We start from the raw sequence: 24,617 nt of genomic DNA, 5'->3' as shown, positions 1-24,617 counted from the left end.
CCGGAGGGCGCCGCCGTGAGCACCACGATCCGACCGACCAACGCACCCGCACCCCACGCGCCGACCACGCTGCGGCGGTCGCAGGCCGACCGCGAGCGATCCCTGCGTCGGCGCCTGCGTTCCGCGGACGCGCTCGTCACCGCCGGCTGGGTCTCGGTCGCCCTCGCCATCGCGCTCTACCTCGCAGCCGGCGGGCCCGCGGAGGCCACCGATATCGCCGGAGCTCTCACGGCCGCAGGGATCGTCGCCGGCCTCGTCGGCACCGACCTGATCCTGGTCATGCTCGTCCTCGCCGCCCGGATCCCCTGGATCGATCGCACCTTCGGCCAGGACACCGCGATGGCGCTGCACCGTCGCCTCGGCAAGCCCGCCCTGTCTCTGATCCTCGGGCACGGTGCCCTGCTCACCGTCGGCTACGCCCTCACCGACGGGCTGACGCTGTGGAACGAGACACTCGCTCTGTACTCCGGCGCCGACATGCTCCTGGCGCTGCTCGGCAGCACCCTGCTGGTGCTCGTCGTCGTCACCTCCCTCGTCGCCGTGCGCCGCCGCTTCGCGTACGAGGCGTGGCACGCGATCCACCTCCTCAGCTACGCGGCGGTCCTCGTCGCCGTCCCCCACCAGCTCTCCGCCGGCCAGGTCCTCGCCGGGAGCACCCCGCAGCGCGTCTACTGGCTCGCCCTCTACGTCCTGGCGTTCGGAGCGATCGCCGGGTTCCGGTTCGCGGTGCCCGTACTCGCCACCCTGCGGCACCGGATCCGGGTCGAGGCCGTCGAGACGATCGCCCCCGGCGTCTTCTCGCTCCACCTCTCCGGCCGCGACCTCTCCCGCCTCGGCGTGATCGGCGGGCAGTACGCGATCTGGCGGTTCTGGAGCCGCGGCACCTGGTGGCATGCGCACCCGATCTCCTTCTCCGCCGTCCCGACCGACACCCGCGCTCGGATCACCGTCCGCGCACTCGGAGCCGGGACCGACCGTCTCGCACGACTGCGCCCCGGGACCGCGGTCTCGATCAAGGGGCCCTACGGGATCTTCACCGACGTCGCCCGCACCGCCCCGCGGCTCGCGATCATCGCCGCCGGCATCGGCATCACCCCCGCCCGAGCGCTCCTCGAGCACGGCGGCCTCCGACCCGGCGAGGCCACCGTCCTGCTGCGCGCCACCGACGACTCCCAGACCTACCTCTGGGACGAGACTCGGACACTGGTCCGCAGCAGCCGCGGCGCGCTGTTCGGGATGATCGGCCGGCGGCCCGCAGGGCTGGCGACGTGGATGTCCGCCGAGTCCGTCGCCCGAGGTGTGACGATCACCTCGGCACTGCCGGGCCTGCTCGACTCCGACCTGTTCGTCTGCGGTCCGACCGCCTGGGCCGACCTCGTCGTCCGCGACGCGCGAGCGGCAGGCCTGCCCGACCGGCAGATCCACGTGGAGAGGTTCGACTGGTGAGAACACGAGCAGCAGTCGCCAGCGTCCTCGCCTCCCTCGCCGTCCTCGTCGTCGGCTGGCAGATGGGATCCGCCGGCGCCACCGGGTCCCCGCTCGCCACCGGGACGAGCGACACCACAGCCACGGAAGGAGCGGCTCCCGCGGTGACCACGCCGACCCCGGCCGGCGCCCCCGCCTCGACGACGCCCTCCGCCGGCGCGCCCACCGACCCGTCGGCCGGTACGAGCTCGACGGCCACTGCGAGCCCGTCCGCCTCGGCCGACGGCACGTGGACCGGCTCATCTGTTCCGACTCGCTTCGGCGCTGTGCAGGTCGCGATCACCGTCGCCGGCGGGCAGATCACCGACGTCACGGCCGTGCACCTCACGGACAAGGACGGCCGGTCCGTGTCGATCTCGCACCGGGCCGCGCCGATCCTGCGTCAAGAAGTCCTCGCCGCCCAGTCCGCGAACGTGCAGGCGGTCAGCGGAGCGACCTACACCAGCGACGGGTACCTCACCTCCCTGCAATCGGCGATCGACCAGGCCGGACTCTGACCGTGCACACGTTCACGACGATGGGCACCGTCGTCAGCCTGCGCGCCGCCGACGACACCCCGGTCGGCGACGTCGAAGCCGTCTTCGCCGACGCCGACGCCCGCTTCAGCCTGTACCGGCCGGAGTCGGAGGCGTCCCGGATCGCCCGCGGCGAGCTCGCGCTGACGGCCGCGTCCGAGCAGATGCGGACCGCCTACACCGAATCGCTGCACTGGCGAACGGCGACGGACGGCGCCTTCACCCCGCACCGGCCCGACGGGGTCATCGACCTCGCCGGAACCGTCAAAGCGACCACCATGGCGCACGCGGCCCGGCTGCTCGGCGACGGCGAATGGCTCCTCGATGTCGGGGGAGACGTCCTCACCTCGCCCGCCGACAGCTGGACGATCGGGATCGTGGATCCCGGCGACCGGCAGGCGCTGCTCTGCATCGTCCCCCTCGGCGACGGTCGCCGCGCGATCGCCACCTCCGGGACCGCCGAACGCGGAGAGCACGTCTGGCGCCGACCTGCCGAGCCCGGTGACGTCCCCTTCGTGCAGGTGTCCGTGATCGCCGAGGACTTCGTCACCGCCGACGTCCTCGCGACCGCGATCCTCGCCGGCGGCGTCGGGACGCTCGACACCGTCACCGACCGCTTCGACGTCGACGTCCTCACCATCGACGCCGCCGGTGCCCTTCTCGTGACCGACCGGCTCCGCCGCCTGATCGCACCGGCGAGCCGGCACACGTCCTGACTCCGCTCGGTCGGCTCCTCGCATATCGGCGGTGAAGCGGGGAGTCGGCTCGGAGGACGGGCGAGTGATCGTTCGAGGGCTCACACGAACACGTCCAACGGCAGAGCGCGCAGGGCGGGGCGCGTTAGCGTCACGAGGACAGCCCCCCTCTCGACCGAAGGCGCCCCCGATGAACGACTGGCAGATCAACGGCCTCCCCCTCCACCCGCTCCTCGTGCACGCCGTCGTGGTTCTGCTCCCCCTCGCCGCACTGATGCTCATCCTCGGCAGCCTCTGGCCGGCCGCCCGCCGCAAGTTCGGGATCCTCACCCCGATCATCGCCCTCGCCGCGCTTATCGCCGTCCGGCTCACCCCGCAGGCCGGTGAAGCGCTCGAACGACAGACGGAGCCGTCCGCGATCCTCGAGAAGCACACCGAGCTCGGCTACCACCTGCTCCCCTGTGCTGCCGGCCTGTTCCTCGTCGCCCTGGTCCAGTGGCTCTGGTTCCGCCGCACGCGACGAACCGAGGACCGAGCCGCCACCACCCGCCGCCCCCTCGTCGGAATCGTGCTCGCCGTCGCAGCGATCGCCATCTCCGTCGGAGCGACCATCGACGTCATCCGCATCGGCGACTCCGGCGCACAAGCAGTCTGGTCCGACTCCACCTCGAGCACCAGCACCGATCAGGCACCCGCGCCCGATAGCGACGACGACTGACCCACCCGATCTCGGGCACTGCCCTCTCCGGCTGACACCGCCCCCTCTTCGCAGGAGGATGGTGTGAGTTCCTCAGCACTCGACGCCATCTGCGAGGTCCTCGGCTGCCAGGTGGGCGACATCCTGACTCACGTGCCGGACGACGTCGGGAGCAGTACGGATCGGCTCGGTGACCGAGCGGCCCGCTGACACGTCGCACCTCGGTGGTCGACTGGTCACCGCGGGCGTCGTCCAGCTGGTGGCCGTCGTCGCGCTCAATGTGCTGGGGCCGATCGTGCCCGTCTGAAGGATCTCCGGCCCGAGCGCTCAGGGTCCACTGCGGTCCCCGATCTGTCGCCTCTGCTCCGCTGGGCGATCGCCGCGGCGGTGTTCCTCGTCTGGGCCTGGTCGACGGCGTGGCCGGCCGGCCCGGAACGCACCCGCGACCTCGCCCGCCACGAGGACCGGTCCCGGAAGCTGGTCGACTCGCTCATCATCGCCGCCACCTTCTTCAGCCTCGTCCTCGTGGTCGTCGCACTCCTCCGCAGCCAGCAGAAGGACCCCGTCGGATCCGCGGCCGCGATCCTCGCGGTCGTCGGGGTCGTCGCGGCCTGGGCGCTCGTCAACACCGTCTACGCCTTCAAGTACGCGCGCATGTACTACCTCGACGACCGCCACCGCTTCGACTTCGACCAGGACGAGGACCCGTCCTACAGCGACTTCGCCTACACCGCGTTCTCGATCGGGATGGCCTACAGCGCGAGCAGCATCACCCAGTCCTCCACCCCCTCACGCCGCGTAGCCCTGGCCCACGCCCTGCTGTCCTACTTCTTCGGCACCTTCGTCGTCGCCGTCGCCATCAACCTCATCACCGGCCTCACCCAGGGAGGGTGAGGATCGCCGCACATCCGCAGGCAGGAGTGTCGGAGCTCGATACTGATGTCATGGCATCACCGCTCGTCTCCGACGTCGCTCACTCCGGTCTCACCGTGGCCGACCTCGACGACGCGCTGGTGCTGTGGTGCTCCGGTCTCGGGTTCGTGCTCGAGCGCACCTTCACGCTCGACGTGGAGGTCACGGCGGCGACCACCGGCGTCCGTGGAGCCGTGATCCGCGCAGCGACGGTGACCCTCGGCCCCCACCGTGTGGAGCTGCTGCAGTACGACCCGCCCCGACAGCTCGAGTCCGCCGGCTCGCCCGCACAGGTCGGCACGGTGCACATCGCGCTCACGGTCTCGGACCTCGATCGTGTCCTCGAGCTCTGCGCTGGACACGGTTGGAGACCGGTCGGGACACCTCACCGGATGACCGCTGGCGCCCGAGCCGGCACGCGCATCATCTACCTCGAAGGTGCCCTCGGCGGATTCCTCGAACTGATCGCGCCCCCGCAGCTCCCGTAGGCCGCGTCGGCCGATCGCGTCGAGGGCCCGATCTCTCAGCCCGCCAACCTCGCCATCCACTCCTCCACCGCGTCGGGCGTGCGCGGCATCGCCGCCGAGAGCAGGATCGACGACGTCTCCGTGACCACGAGGTCGTCCTCGATCCGGATGCCCAGCCCCCGCAGCTCGGCGGGGACCGTCAGGTCGCCCGGCTGGAAGTAGAGGCCCGGTTCCACGGTGAGCGTGTGGCCGGCCGCGAGCACTCCGCCGAGGTACGTCTCGTGCGGAGCGTGGTTGCAGTCGTGCACGTCCATCCCGAGCATGTGCCCGGCGCGGGAGATGCTCCACCGGCGGTGGTACGACGCGGACGGGGCCATGGCCTCGTCGACGGAGCAGCGGATCAGGCCGAGGTCGATCAGCCCCTCGGTGAGGGCTCGCCCGCACGCGTCCTGGTAGTCCTGGAAGCGCACTCCCGCGCGCAGGGAGTCGATGCCGGCCTGCTGCGCGCGCAGCACGATCGAGTACACGTCCCGCTGCAGCGGGGTGAACTCCCCGCTGACCGGGAAGGTCCGGGTGATGTCGGCGGCGTAGAGCGAGTGCAGCTCGACCCCCATGTCCATCAGGACGAGATCGCCCTCGGCGAGGGGCCCGGTGTTCCGCGTGTAGTGCAGGGTCGTGGCGTGCGCTCCCGAGGCGACGACCGATCCGTAGGCCGGCCCCTGTCCCTCGACCAGGGCGCGGCGGGCGAAGGTGCCCTCGAGGTAGCGCTCGCCGCGGGGCATCGCGCGGGCGACCGGCCACGCCTCGAGGCAGTCGTCGAAGCCCCGCGCCGTGCCGTCGACGGCGAGCTGCAGCCGTCCGATCTCCCAGTCGTTCTTGATCAGGCGCAGCTCGTCGAGCGTCGCCTTGAGCACGAGGTGCGGTCCGAGCTCCGGCCCGCAGATGCTCCGCACCAGCTCGTCGACGCTCTCGTCGAGGGTGGGCAGGACCCGGATGCGCCGGGCCCGCCGCGCGGCCCGCTCCACGTCGCGGGTGAAGTCGGCCAGCGGCCGGGTCTCGATGCCCAGCGCCGCCTGCGTCTCGGCGAGCGACGGCCGCGGCCCGACCCAGAGGTCGCCGAGCGCGTCGTTCTGCCAGAACTCGTCTCCGTCGCGGCCGGAGGGAGCACGCAGGTACAGGATCGAGCCGGCCTCCCCTCCCGTCGTGTCGACGACGAGCACGCTCTCGGCGACTCCGTTGCCCGTCAGCCACACGTGGTCGGTGCCCGGGCGGAAGCGGTGGTCGCTGTCGTTCGAGCGCACCCGCGGCAGGCCGGCGGGGATGATCAGCAGCTCGGCGGGCAGCGCCTGCGCCAGTCGCGACCGGCGCTCCGCGGTGTAGGCGAGCACCGGGTCGTCGGGGTCGATCACCGGCTCCGGATCGGCCCAGCCGGCGGTCATGAACGCGCCGTCCCCGGGGAGCGGGCTGCGGTTCACGGCCCTCGGCATGCTCCAGAGTGCGGACTCCTCTGCCCGGGCCTCCTCCACCGCGCTCACGCGCCCGTCCGCTCCAGCGCGTCGGGCAGCTCCTCGAGCCAGGCCGCCCGGTCGGCGTCGAGTGGAGCCAGCGGCAGCCGCCCCAGGCCGTCCGGCAGCGGGATCGCCGCGAGCAGCGCTCGCGTGTACGGGTGCAGCGGGCTCTGCCACACCGTCTCGGTGTCCCCCGACTCCACGACCCGGCCGCGGTACATCACGAGCACCCGGTCGGCGATGCGCCGGACCACCGAGAGGTCGTGCGAGATGAACAGCATGCCCGCGCCGGCCTCGACGCTGAGCGAGCGCATCAGCGCGGCGACGCTCGTCTGGGTCGAGGCGTCGAGGGCCGAGATCGGCTCGTCGGCCACGAGCATCCGCGGCCGCGCCGCGAGGGCCCGCGCGATGGCGATGCGCTGCTTCTGGCCGCCGGAGAACTCGTGCGGGAACCGGCTCGCCATCGCCGGGTCGAGCCCGACGCGGCGCAGCCAGTCGGCCGGATCCGAGCCCTCGGCGCCCCGGGCGAGCGCCGCCCGGACGCCGTCGCCGATCTGCTCGCCGATGCGGCGACGGGGGTTGAGCGAGGAGTTCGGATCCTGGAAGACCATCTGCATGCCGGTCATCACCGGACTGCGCCGACGGAGTCCGAGCGCGGGCACGTCGACGCCGTTCAGGCGCACGTCGCCACCGCGGCGCTTCTCGATGCCGACGACGGCGCGCGCGAGGCTCGACTTTCCGCAGCCGCTCTCGCCGACCAGCGCCACGACCTCGCCGGCCGCCACCCGGAAGCCGACCCCGTCGACGGCACGCAGCGGCGGTCTCCGCTCGTACTCGACGACGATGCCGTCGGCCTCGAGAACCACTCCCGCGCTCATCGCGCACCCCTCTCGACGTCGCCTGCCGTGGCCGCGCCCGGATCGTCCGCGGCGGCGGCCCTCTCGTGCCCCTCGACGAGCTCGGCGACCAGCTCCTCCGGGCTCTCCTCGAAGCTCGAGCCGGGCAGAGCCGCGAGCAGCGCCCGCGTGTACTCGTCCTCGGGCGCGGTGAACAGCCGCTCCCGCGGAGCCGACTCGACGACGAGCCCCCGGCGCATCACCGTCACCTCGTCGGCCACGGCGCTCATCACGCCGAGATCGTGGGTGACGAGCAGGATGCTCAGCCCGCCGTCGTCGACCAGCTCCCGCAGCAGCTGCAGCACTCCGGCCTGCACGGTCACGTCGAGCGCGGTCGTCGGCTCGTCGGCCAGCAGCACCGAGGGCTCGCACGCGAGCGCCACCGCGATCGCGATGCGCTGCCGCTGACCGCCGGAGAACTGGTGGGGGTAGCGCCCGAGGGAGGCCCGGGCGTCCGGCACCCGCACCCGCTCGAGCAGGGCCTCGGCCCTGGACCGCGCGGCCTCCTTGCCGAGACCGAGGTGGTGGCGCAGGTGGTCGGTGAGCTGGCGGCCCACGGTGAGCTGCGGGTGCAGGCTCGTCGACGGGTCCTGGAAGACCATGGCGACCCGGCGTCCGCGCACCGTGCCGAGCACCTGCCGGGACGCGCCGACGAGCTCCGTCGTGCCGTCGCCGGTGTCGTCGGCGAGGCGGATGCTCCCGCTGGCCGTCATCGATCCGGGCAGCAGTCCGAGCACCGCCAGGGCGGTCATGGTCTTGCCCGAGCCCGACTCGCCGGCGAGACCGTGGATGCCGCCGCGGCGCAGCGCCAGATCGATGCCGTCCACGACGGCGTGGCTGCGGGTGCGGATGCGCAGCCCGCTGATGGTCAGTGCGTCGCTCACAGCGTGGCGCCTCCTCCGCGGATCGTCTGCGACCGCGGGTCCAGGGCGTCGCGCAGGGCGTCGCCGACGAAGTTGAACGCGATGACGACGGTGAGGATGGCCAGGCCCGGGAAGACCCCGATCCACCACGCATCGAAGTTCTGGATGGCGTCCGACACCATCGAGCCCCACTCGGCGGTCGGCGGCTTCGCGCCGAGCCCGAGGAACGACAGCCCCGACAGCAGGAGGATGGCCGTGCCGATGTCGAGGCTCGCGAGGACGAGCACCGGGCCGACGATGTTGGGCGCGATGTCGCGGACGAGGGAGCGCAGCGGCGAGAAGCCGAGCAGCTGGCCGGACACGACGTAGTTCGACGAGCGGAGGCCGAGGACGAGACCGCGGGTCAGCCGGGCGTAGGACGGCCATGACACGATCAGCGCCGCGAGCACCGCGTTCAGGAGCGACGCTCCGAGCGCGGCCGCTATCACCATCGCCAGGATGACCGTGGGGAACGCCATCACGAGATCGGTGATGCGCATCGCGACCTCGTCGACCGCACGGCCGAGGAATCCGGCGACGGATCCGACGATCGCGCCGATCAGCACCGACATCACGACGAGCAGCAGGGCGAGCGGGATCGTGACCCGGGCACCCCAGATCACCCGCGAGAACACGTCCCGGCCGAGCGCGTCGGTCCCCATCAGCGTGCCCTCGCCGGGCGCCTGGAGGAGGGGCAGGTCCTGCGCGAGCGGATCGTGCGGGGCGATGACGGGGGCGAGCACGGCGATGAGGATCCAGAGCACGCCGACGGCGGCGCCGAGGAGTCCGAGCGGCGCCGACCAGCGGCCCAGGCGCAGGCGGGGGCGGCGCAGGCGGAGGCCGGGGGCGGCGACCGGGTCGAGCACTCCGGCACCGACGCCGTCGCGCGGACCGGCCGGAGCGCCGTCGCGCGGATCGGACCGGGTGGTTCGCGGATCCGTCACGAGGCCAGCCTCACTCTCGGGTCGAGCACGCCGTACAGCAGGTCGACGATCAGGTTCACGAGCAGGTACATCACGCCGATGAGCAGGCCGACGCCCATGATGCCGCGCAGGTCGAGGTGCGACGCGGCCTGGTAGGCGTAGGAGCCGATCCCGGGCCAGCCGAAGACCGCCTCGACGAGCACGGTGCCGCTGAGCAGGCTGCCGAAGGCGAGGCCCACGACGGTGAGGATCGGGATGCTCGCCCCGCGCAGCACGTAGGAGAAGGTGACCGCGCGGTTCGGCAGCCCCTTCGCGCGGGCGGCCCGCACGTAGTCCTGGTCGAGGATCTCGAGCACCGCGGTGCGCACGAACCGGGTCAGCAGGCCCACCGTGTAGAGCGTCAGGACGAGGACGGGGAGGAAGAGGTGCGACGCCGCGTCGAGGAAGGTGTCGAGCTGGCCGGCGAGCAGGGCGTCGACCGTGTAGAGGCCCGTCACCGTCGGCGGCGTGGTGAAGTCGCTGCTCAGCCGGCCGGATCCCGGCGCGATCCGGAGCTGGAAGTAGAGGACGTAGTAGAGGACCAGCGCGAGCCAGAAGGTCGGCACGCTGAGGCCGGCCAGCGACACGACGCGCAGAACGTGGTCGGAGGCCCTGCCGCGCCGGTAGGCGGCGACGGTGCCGAACAGCACGCCGACGATCACGCTGAGCACGATGGCGCCGAAGGCGATCTCGAGGTTGGCCGGCAGCGCCTTCGCCAGGTCGGCGACCACCGGGTTGTGCGTGGTGGTGGAGACGCCGAGGTCGCCGTGCAGCAGGTTGCCGAGATAGGTGAAGTACTGCACGACGAGCGGCTGGTCGAGACCGTACTGGGCGCGGAACTGCGCGACGATCTCCGGATCCTCCGCAGCGCGCTGGCCGAGAGCGGCCGCCACGGGGTCGCCCGGCACGAGGTTGGTCAGGATGAAGGTGACGAGGGTCACGCCCACCACCAGCAGCAGCGAGGTGAGCACGCGGCGGAGCGCGTAGCGGAGGAACGGGTGGGCCGCCCGGCCCCCGCGCTGACGCGGGGTCCGGACGGCCGTCGTGGTGGTGGACACGGGCTACTGCGCGGTGAGGGCCGCGATGTCGATGGTCCACACCGCGTTGTAGACGACACCCGAGACGTCCTTCGCCGCGGCGATGTTGTTGCCGGGCTGGAGCAGCGGGATGAAGGGGCCGTCGGCGTTCAGCGCGGTCTGCAGCTCCTCGAAGCGCGACTGGCGCTCGTCGTCGCTGCCGCCGGTGGCCGCGGCGTCGGCCAGCGCCGAGATCGCGGGGGCCGCACCGTCGGTCCAGCCGGAGCGGAGACCCACGACGTCGCCCGGGGTGAAGACGAGGTAGTCGCTCGGGTCCGGGTAGTCCGGGCCCCAGTACCAGAGGCCCATGGTCTCGGTGCCGTTGCGGTAGGCGTCGAGCTCGGTGGCGACGGGGGCCGGGGCGAGCTCGACGGTGATGCCGGCGTCCTTCAGCTGCGACTGGATGCGCTGCGCGATGGTCGGGAAGTCGATGCCGTTCAGGCTGATGTCGCTCGGGAAGTTGAGCGTCACGGACTCGCCGGCGTAGCCGCTCTTCGCGAGGTCAGCCTTCGCGGCGTCGAGGTCCTGGGTGAGCGCGCCGCTCTCGGGCAGGGCGCCGAGCAGCATGCTCGGGATGACGCCGGACGCCTGGGCGGTGCCGTTGCCTGCGATCGAGACGAGGTCGTCGTAGTCGACGGCCTCCTTCACAGCCTTCACGAAGTCGGGGTTCGACGTGATCGCCGAGACGCTCGGGTTCTGGTTGAGCAGCAGGAAGATCACGTTCGCCGACGGGTCGCTGGTCACCGCGACCGAGTCGCCGAGCGCCTCCGCCTGAGTGCCCGAGAGGTCCAGCGCCACATCGGCGCTGCCGCCCTCGACGTTGATCTTCTGGGTCGCACCCTCGACGTTCTGGATGACCACGCGGCCGTAGCCCGGGGCGTCGCCGTCGTAGTTCTCGTTCGCGGTCAGCACGACCTGCGAGGCGAGGTCGAGCGTGTCGAGCACGTACGGGCCGGAGCCGGCGGAGGTGGTGTTGAGGAACGTCTCGGCGGTGTCGGTCTCGTCGGTGGTGCCGCCGTTCTCCTTCACGACCTTCGAGTTCAGGATGCCGAGCGCCGGGTTCGCCAGGATCGCCGGCAGGGCGGGCGTGGGGTTCTCGGTGGTCAGCACCACCGTCGTGTCGTCCTTCTTCGTGACGGTGACGCCGTCGAGGAGGAACGAGGGGTTGCCCTTGAGGCCGATCACGCGCTGCAGCGAGAACACCACGTCGTCGGCGGTCATCGCGGTGCCGTCCGAGAAGGTGTGCTCGCCGTTCAGGGTGAGGGTGAAGGTCTTCGCGTCGTCGGCCTGCTCGAGGCTCGCGAGGCCGTCGACGACCTGCGAGACGTCGCCGCCCTCGAAGGTGAGGAGGGTCTCGTAGAGCGCCTTGTCGACCATCTGGCCGGTCGGCTCGTACATGCGGCCCGGGTCGGCGGTCTTGAGGTCGAACGCCTTGTTGATGGTGAGCGTCGCGCTGCTGCCGTCGGCGGTGTCGACGCGGCCCGAGGAGCAGCCCGCCACCAGAAGGGCGAGGGAGACCGCCGCAGCGGCGATCACCACTCGCGTCGGGGCGGAGCGCGGGGTGCGGGTGGAGCGGACAACCATGGAGGCCTCCTGGCGAGGGTTCGGCTGGACGTGTTGCGAAACGATGGCACATCGCGACGCACTCCGTTTCCAGAGGGCCGCTATCGTGGACGAACTGCCACCGGCAGCGACGAAGGAGTGGATTATGTCGATCACCGATCCGGCCGCCGGTGCGGTCGCTGGACAAAGCGCGGGCGGGCTCGACGACCTCAATCTGCGCATCCTCGCCGTCCTGCGCGAGAACGGGCGCATCTCGATGTCCGCCCTGGCCGAGCGGGTGAACGTCTCGCGGGCGAGCGTCTACAACCGGGTCGAGCAGCTGACCGCATCCGGCGTCATCACTGGATTCTCGGCCCTGGTCGATCCGGGAAAGGTGGGGCTCGACGTCTGCGCCCTGGTGTTCGTGACGGTGCATCCGCAGTCGTGGCACCGGTTCCGCGAGGGCATCCTCCAGATGCCCGACGTGGAGTACTGCTGCATCACGACCGGCGAGCACGACGCGATGCTCCTGGTCCGCTCGCTCGACATCGGCGGCGTGCACGACTTCGTCACCGGCGTGGTCGCGGCCCGGCCCGAGGTGAAGTCGGTGGTCTCGGTCGTCGTGCTCGACGAGGTGGTGCGCAAGGCCTACCTGCTGCCCTCCGACATCCCCGACCGCTCCGGATCGACGAACCGGCTCGGCATGACGCGGTTCACCACCGCGGGGAACGGCCGCGACGCGGCGCGTTGAGCGTCAGACCTCGACGCAGATGCTGACGTGGTCGTCGCCGTCGATCTCGAACTCCTCGACGAGCCGCAGCAGGCCCTCCCCGTCGAGCTCGACGCGGCTGCCGCCGGTGCCGCTGACCACGGTCCCGCCGTCGATCAGCTGGTGCACGAACGAGACCTGCAGGGCGTCGCCGGTGCGCGTGCCCACGAACCGGCCGAAGGTCACGGTGTCGCCGACGTAGTCGCCCCAGACCACTCCGTCGCGCTCGGAGTAGTGGAACCGCGACGGCGACTCCGGGTCGACCGCACTGTTGGTCGAGGAGGTCATCACGAACTCGCGGCCGTCGAGACTGGGGGCGGTGGTGGCGTCGTTCACGTCATGGAGTATGCCGGAGAGGTCGAGGTGTCCTGGCCGCACGCCGGTTTCGTCTCGTTCTTCGGGTCCGCGACCCCCGGGGCTGGACGAAAGCGCCGTCTGCGGGTCTCTCGACGGTCCATTCGTCTGCGATCCTCCGCCGCCCGTCCCGATCCACCGAGCGACTCCGGGATCGGACGGGCGATCTCCGCGGACAGGCGGCGGCGAGGCGTCCGGACTTCCCTTGCCGCCTCGATACTCCATCGACTCGTCCGTGATCGGAAACTTTCCCGTACTCTCAGGACCCGTACGGGGAATGAACCGGGGGCTCATCCGCATCCGGTTCGAATTCGACATCTTGGGGGCGCAATGGATCCGCAGCAATCGGTGAACAGTGATCGCGCCGTGTGCGCCCACGCGAGGAGCGGCGGATGACCGGGTCGAGTGCGACCGGCGCCGTGGTGAAGCGCCCCGAGTCGCGGGAGTGGATCGACTTCGCCAAGGGCGTCGCGATCAGCCTCGTCGTGCTCTACCACTCGTCGTTGTTCCTCGGATTCTTCGACCTCGCGGGGTACGTCCCGAAGCTCCGGACCGTGCTCCTCTACTTCCCCATGCCCGTGTTCTTCTTCATCGCGGGCCTCACGGCCGCCCGGATGCTGACGTGGACGTTCGCCGAACTGTGGCGCCGCCGAGTTCTCGCGCTGGTGTACCTCTACCTGCTGTGGTCGTTCATCCGGGTCGTCTTCTACCTCATCGTCCCGTTCTCACGGTCGGAGGCGACGTCGCCGACGGACCCGCTCAACGTGCTGGTGCTCCCCATCCTGCCGTCGAGCAGCTACTGGTTCATCTGGGCTCTCGCGATCTTCAGCATCCTCGCCTGGCTGATCCGCAAGGTGCCCCGGTGGATCCAGCTCTCGGTGGCCGGGCTGCTGGCCGTCGCGGCGACGACCACCGGCCTGCTGGACACCGACAACATCGGCTGGGACCGGGTGCTCCAGAACTTCATCTTCTTCCTCGTGGCGATGTTCATCCCCCGCACGTTCTACCGCTTCGCCGCTCGCGTGAAGCTCTGGCAGGCGCTCGCGCTCGCGGTGGCCTACCTCGGCATCATCGCGGTGATCGTCGCCTTCGACGCCAACCGCATTCCGGGCGTCATCCTGATCGCCAGTTCGGTCGCGATCATCGCGGGCATCGCCGGCTCCCAGTACCTCGTCAAGGTCCGCGCACTGAAGATCTTCGTCACCATGGGGCAGCAGAGCTTCCAGATCTACCTCCTGCACCTCTTCGTGATCGCGGTCGTCGTCGCATTCGTCCCCCTGCTCGGCGAGACGAATGTCCCACCCCTTCCGGCGACGGTCTTCCCGGTCGCCCTGACGGTGTTCTCCCTCTGGGCGTCGCTGTTCATCTTCCAGTCGCTGCGGCGCTTCTCCTGGCTGTGGGTGAGCCCGTTCAGCACCGGCAAGTCCCAGAAGAAGCGCCTCGCCGCCAGGAATGCGAGATCAGCCGAGGTCCAGCCCACCGCGGTCGAGTCCGCAGCTCCTGTCGCCCCGGCCGATGAGCCCGCTGACGCGGGGACTGCGGGCAGACCGGAGAAGGACTGACCAGCGAGCACGTCCCGGGCGACTCCCCGGGCGGCCCTTCTGCAGGCCCGAGTCGTCTCGGGTGCTGGTGAGTCCGCGTCAGACCGGGCCGGCCCGCACTGCTCGGTCTCGGGCGAGCCGAGGGAGCAGTCGGACGAGGACGACCATGCCGACGAGTTCCACGAGGGTCTGCGTGACGACGACGACGGGCGCGAGCGACAGCGGTGCCGGGAGCGCGAGTGCGAGGGGCAGCACGACGAGCGAGTTGCGGGTCGCGCCGCTGAACACGAGGGCGCGCGTCGCGGTCACGTCGAGTCGGAAGACGCGTCCAGCACCCAGCCCCAGAGCGGTCATGACCACGAGGAATCCCGCGTAGAGCGGGACGAGGACGAGAAGCCGGCCGGCCGAGGCGCCCACGGCGCCGGCCTGGGAGGCGACGACGGTGAAGAGCGTGGCCGTCATGAGCGGCACCATGAGCCCGAGCATCGTGGACTCGACGATCCGGCCGGACACGTGTCGGCGCGCGAGGGCCTGCACCAGCCCGGCCGCGGACAACGGCACCACGATCAGCAGCAGGAACGCCCGCGCGAACGGACCGGCGTCGACCACCGCCACCCCCGCAGGACCGATGAAGAGCAGCAGATACACGGGGAGGAGGAGGATCTGCGCGAGCATCAGCAGCGGTGCGGCGGCGAGCAGTCGGTCGGACGCCCCTCCGGCGAGCCCGGCGAACACGATCACGTAGTCGATGCACGGCGTCAGGAGCACCAGGAGGACCCCGAACAGCAGCACCGGAGTGTCGGCGACGAATCGGGACAGCCCGTAGGCGACGAGCGGCACGACGACGAAGTTCAGCACCCCGACCGCGGCGAGGAAGCGGCCGTCGCGCAGAGATCGTCCGATCGCGGCGAACGGGACCCCGAGGAACGTGGCGAACAGCAGCAGCGCGAGCACCGGTTCGATCGCGACCTCGAGGTGGTGCGCGGCGGGCAGCAGCAGTCCGAGAGCGGCGCCGGCGGCGATCGCGGCGAGGTAGAGCGGGATCTGGCGGCGCTCGAGCCAGGCGACGAGCGCTCTCACGACAGCAGGTCGGCGAGAAGGAGAGGCACGGGTGCAACGGTAGAGGTCCGAACCGCTTGAGGGTCGCTGCTCTGCCGCTCGTCGCGGCGGAGGGGCTTCTCCCTCGACCCCGCCCCGGTGAACGGACCGGGTCGAGACCTTCGACGATGCGGCACAGCCAGGATCCGCTCCCGCACGGTCCTCCCCGTGAGACGCGCCCAGGACGAGACGCCGTCAACAGCTCTTTCCTGCGTCACTCGACGGTCCGCATAAGCTTTCGCAACTTCTGGTGCAGAGGTGTCGGAAAGATACGAACGCATCATGTCGCATCAGGCGCAAAAGGCTCGAAGAGCTCAGAGGTATTGAGGCCTCGGCCAGTTAATGCTTTAATCCACATCGAACCGGTTCGATGATCTATGCAGCACTGGGCGGACAGGTTCGACCAATCGCTCGATCAATGGAGATACAGCAGATGAACAGATCCATCGCTCTACGCGAGACGCCTCCCACGGATGCCGACCGGCGACAGCGCCGTCGGATCCGCGGGCGTCGTGTCCTCGCAGCAGTCGTCTCAGCGGCGGTCGTCGCAGCGGGGAGCGTCCTCGCCGTAGGCGCTCCCGCGGAAGCGGCACCCGGAGCCGCAGCCACGCTCGTCGTGGAGGCCGACCAGCCCTTCCGTCCCGTCACTCACATGGCCAGCGGGTCCCTGTACGGACTGGCGAGCGCCGGCGTCCCGTCCCTCGACAAGATCCTTCCCATCAAGCCGCACACCTTCGTGCAGAAGCCCGAGGGGGGCACCCAGCAGCCGACCGGTGACGCCCTGTCGGTCGCCGACACCGCGAAGTCGGCCGGTGCGGGCGTCGTCGTCCGCCTGGTGGACTACCTGCCCGGCTGGCCCTATCGATACGACAAGGCCTCCTGGCTCCCGGCCGTCGAGAAAATGGTCGAGGACACGCAGGCATCCGGCAAGACGAACATCGTCGCCTATGCCATCTGGAACGAGCCCGACATCACCTGGCAGGCGTCGAACGGCTCCTTCTTCGATCTCTGGACCGAGACCTACCGTCTGATCCGCACCCTCGACCCCGAGATGCCGATCCAGGGCCCCGCCTACTCCGACAACATCACGAACATGCGCGCGTTCTACGAGCACGCGAAGGCGACCGACACCCTCCCGGACGTCCTCGAGTGGCACGAGCTGATCCGCTCCTCGAAGATCAAGGGCGACGTCGAGAAGGTCCGGGCCATCCTCGACGACCTCGACCTCCCCGAGCCGCCCATCGACATCACCGAGTACGCGGCACCCGCCGAGGTCGGCCTGTCCGGCCCGCTGGTCGGGTACATCGCGAAGCTCGAGCGCTACGGGATCACCCGCGCCGAGCTCCCGTTCTGGAACCAGTCGGGCGCCCTGGGCGACCTCCTCACCGGACGGAACGGCGACCCCAACGGCGCGTACTGGCTCTACACCTGGTACGCCCAGATGACCGGCCAGATGGTGACCACCACGCCGCCGTCGAACGAGAGCCCGCTCGACGGCGCCGCCTCCGTCAGCGACGAGGGCGACGAAGTGCGCGTCATCGCCGGCGGCAACACCGGAGCCACGTCCATCAAGGTCAACGGGCTCGACGAGCTGTCGCTCGGCTCGAAGGTCGACGTCCAGGTGGACTTCACCGCCTCCTACGGCCGCACGGTGAAGACCGACGGCCCGGTCACCATCTCGAACACGACCTACGAGGTCGCCGCCGACGGATCGATCACGGTGCCCATCGTGATGAATCCGACCTACGGCTACCAGGTGATCGTCACCCCGGAGAAGAGCCCGACCAGCCTGGCGGGCGACTACACCGTGGGCAACGCGAACTCCGGTCTGCAGCTCGCCACGCAGGGCGGCGCGACCGCGAACGGGACGCCGGTCGTCCAGGCCGACTCCGCGACCGCGACCGGACAGGCGTGGAGGATCACGGCAGCGGGCCAGGGCCTCTACCGCGTCGTCCACACCCCCAGCGGACGCGCCCTGACCATCGCCGGCGCCGCAGCGTCCAACGGAGCAGCCGCGGTGATCGCCGACGCGAACGGCGGAGACGAGCAGCTGTGGCAGCTCATCCCCGACGGGAAGGGGAAGGTCCGCCTCGCGAACTACGCGACGGGCAAGACGCTCGGGGTCCTCAACCTGAGCAAGGACGCGGGCGCTGCGGTCATCCAGTGGTCCGACGGCGCACCGACCTCCAACTGCCAGGTCAGCGGAGCCCGCCAGCCGGGCAGGTTCGGCACGGCACTGGACTTCTGCAAGACGGCGTCGTACGGGTCGCTCCCCAGCGGAATCGTCAGCGGACTCACCGGCGACTGGTCCGTCTCGACCTGGATCAAGCCGGCGTCGCTGACGAACTACTCCCGCGTCTTCGACTTCGGCACGGGCCAGAACGTCAACATGTTCCTCACTCTCAACGCCGGGGGTGCCGGACCGCGGTTCGCCATCACGAACACCGGCGCCGGAGGCGAGCAGCGACTGACCTACGGCGGTCAGAACTTCCCGCTCAACCAGTGGTCGAACGTGGTCGTCACCGTCTCGGGCACGCAGGGCACGATGTACCTCAACGGCACGGTCGTCGCCACGAACCCGAACATGACGGTGAAGCCGTCGGCTCTCGGGAACACCAACCGGAACTACCTGGGCAAGTCGCAGTACGGGGACCCGGCCTACGACGGCGCGATCGACGACTTCGCCGTCTACGACCGGGCACTGTCCGCGGCCGACGTGGCCGCTCTGGCCGGCGGCCGGGCGGCGGCGGGCACCGTCGCGCAGTACGCGTTCGACGAGGCGTCCGGAGCCGCGCTCCAGGACTCCTCGGGGAACAACCGGAACGGGACCATCGTGCTCGGAACCGACGGAGCCACCACCAGCACCGCGACCGACGCCCAGACCGCCGACCGGTTCTGGACGCTCACGCCGGTCGCCGTCGCCGACACGACCAAGCCGGCGGTCACGCTGGTGTCGCCCACCACGGCGGGCCCCTTCTCCGCACTGGCCGTCCAGGTCGACGCGACGGACGACCGCGGACTGAAGCGCATCGTGGCCAACATCTACAAGGACGGCAAGCTCGTCACGAGCACGCAGTCCCCGGTCGCCGGTGGAGCGAGGACCGGATCGCACTCGGCCACGGTGCAGCTGCCCGACGGGAACTACACCGTCAAGTACAACGCGGAGGATCTCGCGGGCAACATCGCGCCCACGAAGACCTTCGCGGTGACGCTGGACAGCACGGCGCCGACGGCCACGGTCAAGACCGAGCCCTCCTTCACCACCGGTGAGAAGGGCGTCTACGACCAGGTGAGCTTCAAGCTGTACGACGCGGGCAGGATCGACAGGGCGGTCATCAACGGTCGCGTGAAGGATCTCACCGACAACGCGTGGTCCGACGTGAACTTCATCAAGCCGGGCGTCTTCGGCGCGGTCAAGGGTGCCAACACCATGGTCGTCCACGACGTCGCCGGGAACACCACCACCGTCCAGTTCACCCTGAACTGACCCGGACCTCGAGGCGCCCCGTATCCGTACGGGGCGCCTCGAGCGTGTGCGGGGCATGCCACGGCAGGCTGGGCGCAGCTGGGGCGCCCCCCACCCGGACCGGCAGCGGCCCCTGGATGCAGGAGCATGAGGTGCGACCGCCGCGTGCTCTCCTGCACCTGAGCGGAGAGCCGGCAGCAGTCCGACCGGTCCTCGCCGTCCGACAGCCTCCGAGGAGAACGACAGTGGCCACCATCGCAGACGTCGCCCGCGAAGCGGGCGTCTCCCGCAGCACCGCGTCCTACGCGTTCTCGGGCAACCGCCCGATCTCGGCCGAAGTGCGCCGGCGAGTGCTCGCTGCGGCTCGTCGCCTGGAGTTCACGCCCAACGCGGGCGCGCGATCGCTGGCGACCTCGCAGACCCGGGTCATCGGCCTGCTGGCACAGTTCCTCGAGGACGAGTTCGCCCCCGCGATGCTGCAGTACACCCTCGGCGTCTCGAACATGGCCCGCGAGCTCGGATACGACATCCTGCTGGTCACCGACGCGGACGGCACGAGCGCACTGCGACGCATCAGCGACTCCCGCATGGTCGACGGGATCGTCCTGCTCAACGTCGCCGTGGACGATCCGCGGCTGGACATCCTGCGCAACGCCCGGCAGCCGGGCGCCCTCGTCGGCCTGCCGAGGGACTGCTCCGGCGTCGACGTCTTCGACCTCGACTTCGAGGAGACCGGTCGCGCGATGATCGAGCACTTCCACGCCCTCGGGCATCGGGAGCTCGTGCTCGTGTCCCCGCCCCAGCACGTCGTCGATCGCGGCGGTGCCTACGTCTGGCGCCTGCAGGACGCCGCTCTCGAGGCCGCCGACGCCCACGGCATCCGACTGCACACGTCGTTCGCGCCCTCCACCCAGCCGGACGTCGGCCGAGCGCTCGGAGACCTGCTCGACGCGCACCCGCGGGCGACGGGCCTGCTCGTCAACAACGAGGCGGCCGCAGCGGCACTTCCGAGCGTTTTGGGAGCACGGAGCACGAGGAGCCCGGAGGACGTCTCCGTGCTCGGCCGGTTCTCGGAGGAGTTCGCGCGCACCTTCTCGCTCCCCTACTCCTTCGTGGAGAGCGCACCCGACCGGCTCGGGAGCATGGCGGTGCGTCAGCTCGTCCGCCGGATCGAAGGCGCGACCGACACCGAGGAGGCGTACGTCGTGCGCCTCCTCGGCCCTGAGATCGTCGAACGCGGCAGTACGGCGCCTCCGCGTCCGACTCCCGCGGCCTGAGCGGACGACCTCGCCCGGGCGCCCTCTCCCTCCACCCGGGACCACGACCACGAGGCGTCGGCACCGGACCGCAGGAGGGCGTCGGGACCCCGGAGTCCGGCAGCAGTCGCGACCAGCGAGAGCATCAGCCGCGGATTCAGAGGTCGTCGAGAACCTCCCGAAGGATGCGGGTCAGCGCTGTCGTCCTCTCGTGGTTGGTGGCCGATCCGAACGTGTAGTGGGGCATCCTCCTCACGAACGACCGGGCGTCGGGTCCGAGAGCCTTCTCCAGTGCTTCGGCGATCCGGGTGTCCGGTCCTGTGCCCGACAGCCATTCGAACGCGGCGTCGCCCATGCCGACCACCACCGGCGTCCGGCCGTCGGCTCCTTCGCGACAGGTGGTCAGCTCCCAGGTCAGCAGCTCGGCGCAGCGTTCGACGTGGTCCCTGCCCGCCTGCTGCTCGTCGCGCAGAGTCGTCCGAAGAGCCCCCGCGTCACGGGTCGGAACCAGTTTGAAGACGTCCGACATGTAGGCGACAGGCGCACTCGAGTCGAGGACCTCGTCGTAGGCGGCGCGCACACTGTTCCGGAGTGCGCCGTCGCCCCGATGACCGGGCGAATGGAAGGTCTGCCAGAACGTCGGGTCGGAGGGAGGGTTCTTCCCGCCCCAGTTGATCGCGAACAGCACGACGGATGTCGTCATGGGCTGCAGCTCGACGAACTCCTCGGGACTGCTCGCCGTGACGGGGCCGGCCAGGTCACCGCGCTCGCCCCACCTCGCCCAGGACGTCGCGTGCCCGAGCTTCCAGCCCCCTCCCTCGACATCGGGATGGCTGATGTCCTCGTCACGCAGGGCCTGGTACGTGGCGTAGTCGACAGGCGGGAAGCTCATAGCGGTCCTCTCGGGGCTGCAGGGCCCTGCCTCGGTGGCAGGAGGAGGGCGTGAGACCGGGCGTCTCGATCCAGAGGCTATCGAGACAGTGGTCTTCTCCGTCCCTCGTTCTCGAGTCCCTCCGGAGCGTCGTGCCGACCTCCGATCGGCGGAACGGTCGACGGCCTTCCGGCACCACGAGCACGGGCCGGGCGGACGACAGGTCTCGCTCGACGCAGCGGCTCGCGCTCCGCCGTCACGATCGCCACCGCCCGCTGGACCAGTACCCTGTCGCCTCGCACCGCGTGGACCATCACCACCGCGACCGCCGCCGCGGGAACCCTGGGCCTGGCGCTCGCCGCCGGCACGCCGTCCGCCCTCGCGGCCTGCCTGCTCTTCGGATGGGGATGCACCGCCGCCACCGGGTCGCTCATCGCCTGGACCGCCGCTCTCGACTCGGACCGCGCGGCGACCGGCACGGCCCTGCTCTTCGTGGTGCTGATCGCCGGACAGGCCGTGGGCGCAGTGGGGCTCGGAGCGCTGCTCGACGGGCTGGGCACGATGGTCGCCTTCGCCGCCGCTGCTGTCGTGACGGCGCACGGTCGTCCGGTTCGTAGTGTCGGACGTATGGATCCGCGACCGCTTCCCGCCGTCGGCGCCCCGGCCACCCGTGCGCTCGAGGACGCGGGCGTGCACGATGTGGACGACGTGAGGCGGGTGGGCCTCAACCGTCTCGCAACCCTCCACGGAGTCGGGCCGAAGGCGCTCCGGCTCCTCCAGCAGGCCCTCGACGCGGACGATCCCGCTCCGTAGCGATCCCTTCCCTGCACGGTCGCCTCGACCCGGAATGGTCGGAGGCTCGGCGTGCCGGTTCCCGGGGGCGATCCGACCGCGGAGGCGGCCGCCGGGGGAACGGTGGTCGGATGAACCAGGAGGCGCGATGAAGATCATGCTCGTGATGCGGTCGGACGGCAGCTACGCCGGGGGCGATGCGCCCGAGGACTACGCGGCCTGGGCGGACTACGACGCGTCGCTGAAGGCGGACGGCGTCCTCGTCGACTCCGGACGCTTCGCCGACGCCTCCGGGGACGTCTCCGTCGAGACGGATCTGACCGCGGCGCGAAGAGGAAGCGGCACTCCGGCCCCCTCCCGAGCGGAGGAGCGGTCAGCCCTCGTCGGCTACTACCTGCTCGACTGCCCGACCCGGGACGACGCCGTGCGGTACGCCCGCCGCGCCCCCCTCTACGGCTCCGTCGAGGTGCACGAGCCGGCGCAGTACTGAGCCGCGGTCGCCGGTCGGGCGGCTGTCCCCGTCACCGCCGAGCGGGACCGACCGCTTCACCCGAGGGATGCGAATCGGGCGTCCGGGATCGGGGCGGCGGGAGGGAAGTGGTGTACCGTCATCGCCTGACCGATTCTCATCGGAGTGGTCGACCCGTCTCACCGGCGGTGTCGATCCGGGGCTGAAAACCTCCGGCGTCCTCGAAGCCCGGAGGTCCTCCCATGTCAGTGTCCCCACGAAGCACCACCGTCGACGGTGACGCGTCCCCCTTCGTCGTCGTGGTCAGCGCAGAAGTGCACCCGAGCGGCGCGGGGTCGGAACGGTCCGATCCGGTCACCTTGCCGGCAGCGCTCGCACGTCCGAGGACGGGGTACGGCGGAGCGATCCGGCTGGCGCAGGGCCGCGTGCTCGGCCCGCCCTCCTTCCCCGGCACCGAGCTCCTCTTAGGGCTGCTCTTCTGGCGCAGCCGCCGCGACGCCGAGGATTTCGCGGCGGAACTGAGCCGCGCTGAACCGTCGTGGGTCGTGGACGAGGGGATCTACCGGTTCACCACCTCGGCGACGGCGAGCCCGGACGACGCGACTCCCGTCGATCCGGTGCGCGCTGCCCCGACGGCGGCCCACGAGATCATCCGACTGGCGCCCGTCGCGGGCAAGCAGGCATGGATGGCCGAGTACAACGAGAGCGAGACGCGCGGTCACATCAGAACGCTCGAGGGCTTCGTCTCGACGAGCTTCTTCCGCGACCTCCGGAGCGATCGGATCATCGAGTAGGTGCAGTGGCGCTCGGCCGACGACCTGACAGCGGCGTTCGGGGACGAGCGCTTCGCCGAGCACGTGAGCGTGAACAGCCATTACTCCGACGGCGAGGCCTTCCTCTTCGGAGAACGGTCGACCGATGCGGCACCCGCCGATGAACCGCCCGACGGCTCGTCCACCCCCTCCGGGACCGACGGTCCTGCCGCCGCTCAGAGCCCCGAGGCCCGACCGTGACTCGACTCGAGACCGTTCACGAGATCCTCGGGCCCTGGTCGTTGGCCACCACCCAGCGGTTCTGGGAGGGCTTCACCCCGAACCGGCTCGCGTCGCAGCCGCAGGCCGCGGGCATCCGCTCCGCCCTCCTCTGCGATGCCGACTGGCAGCGAGTGGACGTCGCGGTCACCCAGGACGGGCCGTCCGCCCGCATCGTGGTCGAGGGCCCGGGCGACCTGGACGCCGCGACCGAGCAGGGCCGGCGGCTGCTGGCCCTCGCCAGCGACGGGCGCGGCTGGCCCGGGGTCGCGGCGCGCGACGAGGTCATCGCGGACGTGCAGGCTCGGCTCCCCGGGTTCCGGCCGTGCGGCTTCTTCTCGCCCTACGAGGCGGCGGTCTGGACGGTCCTGTCGCGTCGGCTGCAGATCCGGCAGGCGGCGGCGGTCAGGACGCGTCTCGCGCAGCAGCTCGGTGATGACGGAGCCTTCCCGTCCCCGGCCGTCCTGCGTGCGGCGTCCCTCGACCTGCCCGACCGCAAGGCGGAGTACCTGCAGGCGATCGCCGAGGCCGCCCTCGACGGACAGCTCTCCGGCTCCCACCTGCGCTCGCTCCAGCCGGCCGAGGCCTTCGTCCAGGTGCAGAGCATCCGGGGGATGGGGCCTTTCTCGGCCGAGCTCGTCGTGATCCGCGGCGCGAACTTCCCCGACGTCCTGCCGCGCAACGAGGGCAGGCTGAGCGACGAAGTCGCGAAGCGCTACGGCGACGACCGGTCGATCGACGAGATCTCCGAGACGTGGACGCCGTTCCGCTCCTGGGCGGCGGTGCACCTGCGCGCGCTCGCGGAGTAGACGGGCGACTCCCAGGGGCGGCCCACCGTCATGACGGCTCCTCCCGCAGCCGCCCCGCGGCGGCCGCTGCCGCGGAGATCTCGCCGCAGTGAGTCCGGCGACGGACGCCACCCCGAAGGCCCGGGCGGATGATGGTCGGGTGAACCGCACCGATCGTCTGTACGGGCTCGTCGAGGAGCTGCGGGCGGTCTCGCCCCGGCCGCGGAGCGCGCGCCGTCTCGCCGAGCGGTTCGAGGTGTCGGTGCGGACCATCGAGCGGGACCTGTCCGCGCTGCAGCAGGCGGGTCTGCCGATCTGGGCGGAGCCCGGCCGCACGGGCGGCTACGTCATCGACGCGTCCGCGACCCTCGGGCCGGCCGGATTCACGGTGGAGGAGGCCGTCGCCGTGCTGATCGGCCTCAGCGCGCTGCAGCGCAGTCCGTTCCGGCAGGCAGCCAGGACCGCTGCCCGGAAGACGCTCGCGGTCCTGCCGGACGACGTGGCCGCCCGCGCCGGCGCGGTCGC

The 24,617-nt window shown here is 70.9% G+C and carries 26 protein-coding genes; 17 read left to right on the top strand and 9 right to left on the bottom strand.

Going from position 1 to position 24,617, the window contains the following annotated elements:
• Positions 1–15: 15 nt before the first annotated feature.
• From C5C33_RS01775 to C5C33_RS01745, 7 genes are all read left to right on the top strand, one after another.
• Complete coding sequence (locus tag C5C33_RS01775; RefSeq protein ID WP_258069153.1) at positions 16–1,446, top strand: ferredoxin reductase family protein; 1,431 nt, start codon at positions 16–18, stop codon at positions 1,444–1,446.
• Positions 1,443–1,982, top strand: coding sequence for an FMN-binding protein (locus C5C33_RS01770; RefSeq protein WP_258063405.1), 540 nt, complete (start codon positions 1,443–1,445; stop codon positions 1,980–1,982). The genes C5C33_RS01775 and C5C33_RS01770 overlap by 4 nt, the downstream gene beginning before the upstream one ends.
• A 2-nt stretch (positions 1,983–1,984) precedes the next feature.
• Positions 1,985–2,716, top strand: a complete 732-nt coding sequence (locus C5C33_RS01765; protein ID WP_258069152.1) for an FAD:protein FMN transferase — start codon at positions 1,985–1,987, stop codon at positions 2,714–2,716.
• Between the two features lie 169 nt (positions 2,717–2,885).
• On the top strand, positions 2,886–3,413 hold the full coding sequence (locus C5C33_RS01760; protein ID WP_104260253.1) for a DUF2231 domain-containing protein: 528 nt from the start codon (positions 2,886–2,888) through the stop codon (positions 3,411–3,413).
• 63 nt (positions 3,414–3,476) lie between these two features.
• Positions 3,477–3,602: a helix-turn-helix transcriptional regulator gene (locus tag C5C33_RS19185; RefSeq protein WP_181127398.1), complete on the top strand. Its 126-nt coding sequence runs from the start codon at positions 3,477–3,479 to the stop codon at positions 3,600–3,602.
• A gap of 93 nt (positions 3,603–3,695) precedes the next feature.
• Entirely contained in the window at positions 3,696–4,286 is a 591-nt protein-coding gene (locus C5C33_RS01750) for a DUF1345 domain-containing protein (RefSeq protein ID WP_104260251.1), read from the top strand.
• Positions 4,287–4,336: 50 nt separating this feature from the next.
• Positions 4,337–4,792 carry a VOC family protein gene (locus C5C33_RS01745; RefSeq protein ID WP_104223254.1) on the top strand — a complete coding sequence of 152 codons (456 nt, stop codon included), beginning with the start codon at positions 4,337–4,339 and terminating at the stop codon, positions 4,790–4,792.
• 35 nt (positions 4,793–4,827) lie between these two features.
• Here the strand turns inward: C5C33_RS01745 and C5C33_RS01740 are convergent, their stop codons facing one another.
• Genes C5C33_RS01740 through C5C33_RS01715 form a run of 6 tightly spaced genes read right to left on the bottom strand, consistent with a single transcriptional unit; the run spans position 4,828 to position 11,699 of the window.
• The gene (locus C5C33_RS01740) at positions 4,828–6,246 is read right to left on the bottom strand and encodes an aminopeptidase P family protein (RefSeq protein WP_219812914.1); all 1,419 of its coding nucleotides are present in this window, start codon (positions 6,244–6,246) and stop codon (positions 4,828–4,830) included.
• A gap of 56 nt (positions 6,247–6,302) precedes the next feature.
• Complete coding sequence (locus C5C33_RS01735; RefSeq protein ID WP_104260250.1) at positions 6,303–7,157, bottom strand: ATP-binding cassette domain-containing protein; 855 nt, start codon at positions 7,155–7,157, stop codon at positions 6,303–6,305.
• Positions 7,154–8,059 carry an ABC transporter ATP-binding protein gene (locus C5C33_RS01730; protein ID WP_104260249.1) on the bottom strand — a complete coding sequence of 302 codons (906 nt, stop codon included), beginning with the start codon at positions 8,057–8,059 and terminating at the stop codon, positions 7,154–7,156. The genes C5C33_RS01735 and C5C33_RS01730 overlap by 4 nt, the downstream gene beginning before the upstream one ends.
• Complete coding sequence (locus C5C33_RS01725) at positions 8,056–9,021, bottom strand: ABC transporter permease (RefSeq protein ID WP_258063303.1); 966 nt, start codon at positions 9,019–9,021, stop codon at positions 8,056–8,058. Before C5C33_RS01725 ends, C5C33_RS01730 begins: the two co-directional genes overlap by 4 nt.
• The gene (locus tag C5C33_RS01720; protein ID WP_104260248.1) at positions 9,018–10,097 is read right to left on the bottom strand and encodes an ABC transporter permease; all 1,080 of its coding nucleotides are present in this window, start codon (positions 10,095–10,097) and stop codon (positions 9,018–9,020) included. Before C5C33_RS01720 ends, C5C33_RS01725 begins: the two co-directional genes overlap by 4 nt.
• Before the next feature lie 3 nt (positions 10,098–10,100).
• Positions 10,101–11,699, bottom strand: coding sequence for an ABC transporter substrate-binding protein (locus tag C5C33_RS01715; protein ID WP_104260247.1), 1,599 nt, complete (start codon positions 11,697–11,699; stop codon positions 10,101–10,103).
• A gap of 124 nt (positions 11,700–11,823) precedes the next feature.
• Between C5C33_RS01715 and C5C33_RS01710 the strand changes: the two genes are divergently transcribed.
• On the top strand, positions 11,824–12,408 hold the full coding sequence (locus C5C33_RS01710; RefSeq protein ID WP_104223259.1) for an Lrp/AsnC family transcriptional regulator: 585 nt from the start codon (positions 11,824–11,826) through the stop codon (positions 12,406–12,408).
• A gap of 3 nt (positions 12,409–12,411) precedes the next feature.
• On the opposite strand, the gene C5C33_RS01705 is transcribed toward C5C33_RS01710, so the two are convergent.
• Positions 12,412–12,762, bottom strand: coding sequence for a hypothetical protein (locus C5C33_RS01705; RefSeq protein ID WP_258060307.1), 351 nt, complete (start codon positions 12,760–12,762; stop codon positions 12,412–12,414).
• A 410-nt stretch (positions 12,763–13,172) separates the two neighbouring features.
• Here C5C33_RS01705 and C5C33_RS01700 point away from each other — a divergent pair, with 410 nt between their 5' ends.
• Positions 13,173–14,342 carry an acyltransferase gene (locus C5C33_RS01700; RefSeq protein WP_104260246.1) on the top strand — a complete coding sequence of 390 codons (1,170 nt, stop codon included), beginning with the start codon at positions 13,173–13,175 and terminating at the stop codon, positions 14,340–14,342.
• A 78-nt stretch (positions 14,343–14,420) separates the two neighbouring features.
• Here C5C33_RS01700 and C5C33_RS01695 read toward each other — a convergent pair whose 3' ends face one another.
• Positions 14,421–15,401 carry an arsenic resistance protein gene (locus C5C33_RS01695; protein WP_104260245.1) on the bottom strand — a complete coding sequence of 327 codons (981 nt, stop codon included), beginning with the start codon at positions 15,399–15,401 and terminating at the stop codon, positions 14,421–14,423.
• 670 nt (positions 15,402–16,071) lie between these two features.
• Between C5C33_RS01695 and C5C33_RS01690 the strand changes: the two genes are divergently transcribed.
• Positions 16,072–18,906 (top strand): LamG-like jellyroll fold domain-containing protein, encoded by a 2,835-nt coding sequence (locus C5C33_RS01690; protein ID WP_219814931.1) that lies wholly within the window; start codon positions 16,072–16,074, stop codon positions 18,904–18,906.
• 224 nt (positions 18,907–19,130) lie between these two features.
• On the top strand, positions 19,131–20,162 hold the full coding sequence (locus C5C33_RS01685) for a LacI family DNA-binding transcriptional regulator (protein WP_104260243.1): 1,032 nt from the start codon (positions 19,131–19,133) through the stop codon (positions 20,160–20,162).
• Positions 20,163–20,298: 136 nt separating this feature from the next.
• On the opposite strand, the gene C5C33_RS01680 is transcribed toward C5C33_RS01685, so the two are convergent.
• Positions 20,299–21,033, bottom strand: coding sequence for a hypothetical protein (locus C5C33_RS01680; RefSeq protein ID WP_104223263.1), 735 nt, complete (start codon positions 21,031–21,033; stop codon positions 20,299–20,301).
• Positions 21,034–21,507: 474 nt separating this feature from the next.
• Here C5C33_RS01680 and C5C33_RS18765 point away from each other — a divergent pair, with 474 nt between their 5' ends.
• The 6 genes from C5C33_RS18765 to C5C33_RS01650 form a co-directional block, all read left to right on the top strand.
• Positions 21,508–21,825: a hypothetical protein gene (locus tag C5C33_RS18765; RefSeq protein ID WP_219814930.1), complete on the top strand. Its 318-nt coding sequence runs from the start codon at positions 21,508–21,510 to the stop codon at positions 21,823–21,825.
• A gap of 127 nt (positions 21,826–21,952) precedes the next feature.
• Positions 21,953–22,294, top strand: a complete 342-nt coding sequence (locus tag C5C33_RS01670) for a YciI family protein (RefSeq protein WP_181136170.1) — start codon at positions 21,953–21,955, stop codon at positions 22,292–22,294.
• Between the two features lie 227 nt (positions 22,295–22,521).
• Positions 22,522–23,067, top strand: coding sequence for a hypothetical protein (locus tag C5C33_RS01665; RefSeq protein WP_181136169.1), 546 nt, complete (start codon positions 22,522–22,524; stop codon positions 23,065–23,067).
• Positions 23,068–23,286: a hypothetical protein gene (locus C5C33_RS01660; RefSeq protein ID WP_104260240.1), complete on the top strand. Its 219-nt coding sequence runs from the start codon at positions 23,068–23,070 to the stop codon at positions 23,284–23,286.
• On the top strand, positions 23,283–24,113 hold the full coding sequence (locus C5C33_RS01655) for a DNA-3-methyladenine glycosylase (RefSeq protein WP_104260239.1): 831 nt from the start codon (positions 23,283–23,285) through the stop codon (positions 24,111–24,113). Before C5C33_RS01660 ends, C5C33_RS01655 begins: the two co-directional genes overlap by 4 nt.
• A gap of 139 nt (positions 24,114–24,252) precedes the next feature.
• Positions 24,253–24,617: YafY family protein (locus C5C33_RS01650; protein WP_146079673.1), on the top strand; the 365-nt coding region annotated here is incomplete at its 3' end.

It is taken from the genome of Rathayibacter sp. AY1H3 (assembly GCF_002932015.1).
Note: the sequence above shows the minus strand (reverse complement) of the source record. Positions and strands in the feature narration are given on the sequence as shown.

What these genes read in the sequence shown, in the direction of transcription:
- C5C33_RS01700 (WP_104260246.1), top strand. Translation starts at nt 13,173, where the DNA reads ATGACCGGGTCGAGTGCGACCGGCGCCGTGGTGAAGCGCCCCGAGTCG.
- C5C33_RS01715 (WP_104260247.1), bottom strand. Translation starts at nt 11,699, where the DNA reads ATGGTTGTCCGCTCCACCCGCACCCCGCGCTCCGCCCCGACGCGAGTG.
- C5C33_RS01690 (WP_219814931.1), top strand. Translation starts at nt 16,072, where the DNA reads ATGGCCAGCGGGTCCCTGTACGGACTGGCGAGCGCCGGCGTCCCGTCC.
- C5C33_RS01670 (WP_181136170.1), top strand. Translation starts at nt 21,953, where the DNA reads ATGAAGATCATGCTCGTGATGCGGTCGGACGGCAGCTACGCCGGGGGC.
- C5C33_RS01745 (WP_104223254.1), top strand. Translation starts at nt 4,337, where the DNA reads ATGGCATCACCGCTCGTCTCCGACGTCGCTCACTCCGGTCTCACCGTG.
- C5C33_RS01735 (WP_104260250.1), bottom strand. Translation starts at nt 7,157, where the DNA reads ATGAGCGCGGGAGTGGTTCTCGAGGCCGACGGCATCGTCGTCGAGTAC.
- C5C33_RS01710 (WP_104223259.1), top strand. Translation starts at nt 11,824, where the DNA reads ATGTCGATCACCGATCCGGCCGCCGGTGCGGTCGCTGGACAAAGCGCG.
- C5C33_RS01760 (WP_104260253.1), top strand. Translation starts at nt 2,886, where the DNA reads ATGAACGACTGGCAGATCAACGGCCTCCCCCTCCACCCGCTCCTCGTG.
- C5C33_RS01680 (WP_104223263.1), bottom strand. Translation starts at nt 21,033, where the DNA reads ATGAGCTTCCCGCCTGTCGACTACGCCACGTACCAGGCCCTGCGTGAC.